This is a genomic window from Aquisalimonas sp., from assembly GCF_007120195.1.
GTDB lineage: Bacteria > Pseudomonadota > Gammaproteobacteria > Nitrococcales > Aquisalimonadaceae > Aquisalimonas.
Genome location: NZ_SKOG01000006.1, coordinates 1 through 4,442, shown reverse-complemented (window position 1 = coordinate 4,442; position 4,442 = coordinate 1). Strand labels below are relative to the sequence as shown.

The 4,442-nt window shown below is 64.6% G+C and carries 3 protein-coding genes and 2 pseudogenes; all 5 read right to left on the bottom strand.

Annotated elements, in window-relative coordinates; genetic code table 11:
- Positions 1–701: pseudogene (locus tag QZT63_RS00690) on the bottom strand (phospholipase); the annotation flags it as partial.
- 39 nt (positions 702–740) lie between these two features.
- Positions 741–1,319, bottom strand: coding sequence for a GNAT family N-acetyltransferase (locus QZT63_RS00685; protein WP_290647755.1), 579 nt, complete (start codon positions 1,317–1,319; stop codon positions 741–743).
- Positions 1,320–1,646: 327 nt separating this feature from the next.
- The gene (locus tag QZT63_RS00680) at positions 1,647–2,909 is read right to left on the bottom strand and encodes an MFS transporter (protein ID WP_290647754.1); all 1,263 of its coding nucleotides are present in this window, start codon (positions 2,907–2,909) and stop codon (positions 1,647–1,649) included.
- A 384-nt stretch (positions 2,910–3,293) separates the two neighbouring features.
- Positions 3,294–4,106: a crotonase/enoyl-CoA hydratase family protein gene (locus QZT63_RS00675; RefSeq protein ID WP_290647753.1), complete on the bottom strand. Its 813-nt coding sequence runs from the start codon at positions 4,104–4,106 to the stop codon at positions 3,294–3,296.
- A 44-nt stretch (positions 4,107–4,150) separates the two neighbouring features.
- Positions 4,151–4,442: pseudogene (locus tag QZT63_RS00670) on the bottom strand (hypothetical protein); the annotation flags it as partial.

Sequence of the window (4,442 nt, the reverse complement as noted above, 5' to 3'; positions counted from 1 at the left end):
GTCACCAGCCCGGTCCAGCCGTCCGCGGTGTCGGCCACCAGCGTCTTGCGGTGGTTGGCCTTGAAGTTGAGCATGGCCAGGAGGCTGCGCAACGGCACCGCCTCGTCGCCGACGGGATTGGGCAGCCAGCCGCTGTCGGGCGCGTCGCCGAGCCACTGGCAGCACAGCCGCCACATGCCGGACCATGCCGGGTTCGAATCGCGCAAGGGCTCCAGGCGGCTTACGACCACATCCACACCGGCAGCCTCGAGCCGCTGCAGATTGTCATTCTCGATCCCGCCATATACGGTATTGATGGGGTCCGTGATGAGGATCACCGGCATCTCAGGGCGCTCGCGCTTCTTGTCGATCAGCGCCGCGGCCACCTCCTCGGACAACGGACGCATGTCCTCGCCTTCCGCCTCGCCGGCGAAATCGTTGAACAGGAACATGTTCAGGACAACGAGCCGTTCCGCACCGTCGATGAGCTCCCGTACGCGCTCGACGATCTCGTGATCCGTCTGCCGCTCCCCTGATGGGTCCACCCAGGTATCGTCAGCCAGGAACCGGATCTCGCCCGCGGCACGCACCGGCATCGCCACGCTGACGCCCTCGGGCAGAGGCTTGCTCGTGTGGTAGGTGGCGGTGCCCAGATAGGCAAGCATCAGCGCCGTCGCCGCCAGCAGCAGCAGGCGCCGCGTCCGCGGCCGGGTTCTGGTCATCGGCCTTCTTGTCATGAAACCAGGTTCAGCCTCCTGCGGTTACGGGCCCCAGGCTCGTTCGACCCGCTTCGCGAAGAAGATATCGGGCTTGCCCGGGCCGTTCGCATCCGGCATGACGCCGGTGATGCGAAAACCGAGCCGCAGGTAAAACTCGCACGGATGCTCGCCGCGAAGTTTGCGGAATTGGCGGATCGCACCGGGCACGTCCGCGTACAGATCGATGCCACTGAGGCTCGTCTCCCCATTCTCGTCGTCGCTGCCCAACCACAGCGTGGTTCCGCCGCGGTCGGCCACCATGCGCTCCAGGTCATGGACCAGCGCACGGCCAATGCCACGGCGTCGATGCGAAGCTGCAACCACCAGCGGGTGCAGTTCCCAGACCCGGCCACGGTAGGCCGGGATGCCGCCCACCCAGCCGAGGACGTTATCATTCAAGTCCACGGCCACGCGGCTGATGCGCTCCGCTGCCACCGAGTCCTGCACCTCGCGGCGCGCGCAATCGAGATCCTGCCACTCCTCGGTTCTCCCGCGAAAGCTCTCATGCAGCAGGACGGCGGCCTGATCCAGCAGGGCCGGATGGTCCCCGGTGAGATCAATGATGCGCGGGTGGGTCGGCATGGCTTGCACCTATCGCGAACGTGTCAATGGCCAGCTTTCCCATGGAGATGACCCCATCCAGTTGTTGATGGCAAATCCGCAGTGTCACTGGAGTCATCGTATCGCACCGGAGGAATTTGACAGTGCGATCTCGATGACGCCTCCATCGAGGGGCCTTGTTTGGCCGGCGTGCACGGACAGGCCTCCACGCTCACGTCCCCCGTAATGAGACGCTGTGGCGCCTGGCACACACCACGCCACCAGGCTATCGCCTGACTTTCGCGTGCGCCCGTGCAAGTCGGCCGAGGGTTGTTGAGCGATCCGCAGTGACGGTTTGCCGCCCGTGGTTCACTTTGGCAGCGGTGCCTGAACGAAACCCCGTTGCGGCAGCTGGAACGATATGGCCGCCGCGACCGCCAGAATCAGCCCCGAGCCACCGAAGGCGATCCAGTGGCTGCCGAATACCTCGTAGCCCCAACCCCCCAGCCACGAGCTGATCATGGCGCCGACCTGATGCCCGAGATAGGTCCAGCCGTACAGGACGCCGACCAGGCGGATGCCGTAGACATCCGCCAGGATGGCGGAGGAGAGTGCAATGCTGCCCGCCCACACGATGCCGGCGACGGCGGCCACCACGTACAGCTCCCACGCGGTCGCCACCAGCAACAGGGCGAAGAAGCCCAGGCCACGAATCAGGTAGATCATGGCGAGCAGGTTCTTGCGCTGCAGGATATCCGACAAGCGCCCGAGCACCAGGGTGCTGGGGATGGCCACCAGGCCGATCAGGCCGATGCCGTACCCCGCGGTGATCGGGTCGAATCCATGATCCACCAGCATCGGTACGCCATGGGTGCCGAGCAGGTTCATGCTATAGCCGCAGGCGAACAGCCCGATGGCGACTTGCCACAACGGCCGCGTACGAATGGCCTCGCGGAATGTCAGTAACGAGTCGCTGGTGGCGGTCACGGGCTTGGCCGACCGGTCGTCCCCGCTTCCCTGTGCCGGCAGCAGGTCGGTGTTGGCCGGGGCCTGGTCGCGGATGATCAGAAAGGTGGTCGGCACCACCAGCACGAGGAAGACCACAGCGAAGCCGAGCAGCGTGTTCTGCCACCCCACGGCCTGGATGGACCACGTCAGCACCGGGGTGAGTACGGCGATGCCCGCCATGGAACCGGTGGACAAGAAGAACAGCGCCATGCCGCGGCGCCGCGTGAACCAGCGGCTGATCACGGGCGTCAGCGCCACCGGACTGGTAAACGACAACCCCAGGGATAACAGGACGCCGTAGGCCAGGAAAAACGTGAACGGGTGGCGAGCGGTCACCGTCCAGATAATTGAGCCCAGCACCACCACAGTGCCCAGCAACAGCACGAAACGCGTGCCGCGGGTGCCGGCCAGGTGCCCGGCGAGCGGCATGCCAAGACCATAGCAGAGCATACCGATGGCCACGATTCCGGCCAACAGGCTGCGGCTCATCTCCAGGTCTTCGGCCATCGGTATGAAAAACGGCCCGATACCCATGCGCATGCCCACGGTGAGCAGCGTAATCAGTGTGGCGGCCGCTACGATGTTCCAGCCGAAATACCAGCTGCCGGTATACGATTCCCTCACGCTTCCGCCTCTTTGAGTCAGCGCCTTGTGAGCCCGCCACATTATGGACGCCCGGCCGCGGACCAATTGTCTCCTTGACAGTACAAGGCCAGGGAGGCTGTGATCGGCGGGCGCAGGAGCAGTCTAGCGCGCCGTCTCCCAACCTTCTCTGAAATCATGTCAGGTCTCAGAGGTGTGATGCGCACGTCGTGGCCTGTGTTCTGCGCCGCTCGGGGTCAAGAGCGGTCATTCCTCCTCGCCCCGGGGGGAAGGCGTGCGCGCCCGCCTGCGAAGCACGGTGGCCTGCGCGTACTCGGGGAAGCGACAGGCCTGTAGCTCCTGTTATCGATGGGCCAACGCGAGTGTCAACGGTGCCGACTTCTGTCCCCCGCCGGGGCATCTGCCTTATTGGCCGATGTCCTCGAAATCCCCGTGTCGCCCCTTGCCGCCGGAGAAGCGGCCGGCACCAGAGACCCCCTCCTGCGACAGAACGCCGATGCCGTTATACCACTCCCGACGCAAACCCTCGCGAACGGACTGCCCGTGCTGGAGATAGAGCGAGCGACGATCAGCGCGGACACACTCCTGGGGAAAACGGGCAATCTCGTGGGCGAGTGCTTCCGCCGCGGCGCGCACGTGTCCAGTCGGTACAACCTTTTCGCATAACCCGATTCGCTCGCATTCCTCCGCCGGCACCTTGCGCCCCGTCAGCGTGATCTCCATGGCACGCCCCAGACCTGCGAGGCGCGGCAATCGAACCGTGCCACCATCCAACAGCGGAATGCCCCAGCGCCGGCAGTAAACCCCAAAATACGCACTCTGCGCCATCACCCGAATGTCACACCACAGGGCAAGCTCCATTCCGCCTGCCACCGCAGGCCCCTCGACCGCCGCCATTACAGGTTTGGCGAGCGCAAGCCGGGTTGGGCCTAGCGGACCACGAGGCATTTCGCCTTCATCGGGTATCGCCAGTTGGTCGAGCATCGCGTTCAGGCGACTGCTTTCGGCAAGGGAGCTTGCGTACTTGAGATCCCAACCGGCGCAAAACGCGCCGCTGGACCCGCACAGTACCGCAAGGGAGGCCTCCGGGTCGGCATCGAACGCCTGAAAAGCATCAACCAACGCGTCCGCCGAGTCAGGATCCATAGCATTGCGAGCCTCGGGCCGGTCATGAATGATTGTCGTCACTGGCCCGTGAATTTCGGTGCGAACGACCATCCTCCTCCCCTCCTGTGTTCATTGTCCTTGCGGCGTTCAGGGCGTCACCGCCGTATAAAAAAAAGCCACGGCCACTGAAGCGATTTGTCCGCGTTCGGATACTTGCGCCGTAGCGCAGACGGCATGGTTACCGGTAGCCGCGCACACTCCACAACACGCAACCCGGCGCCGTACATCAGAGACGCCATGAGTCCATAGGGGGACTGCAGGTGGCGGATGATCGCGACCGCCTCATCGTGGGACAACACGACGGGCAGCCGCGGAGGGCGTTTCGCACGCACGGTCTCGCCGATGTCTCCCAATGGTTGTTCCAGCACCTTGCCGTACAGGAAAACC

What these genes read in the sequence shown, in the direction of transcription:
- QZT63_RS00685 (WP_290647755.1), bottom strand. Translation starts at nt 1,319, where the DNA reads ATGCCGACCCACCCGCGCATCATTGATCTCACCGGGGACCATCCGGCC.
- QZT63_RS00675 (WP_290647753.1), bottom strand. Translation starts at nt 4,106, where the DNA reads ATGGTCGTTCGCACCGAAATTCACGGGCCAGTGACGACAATCATTCAT.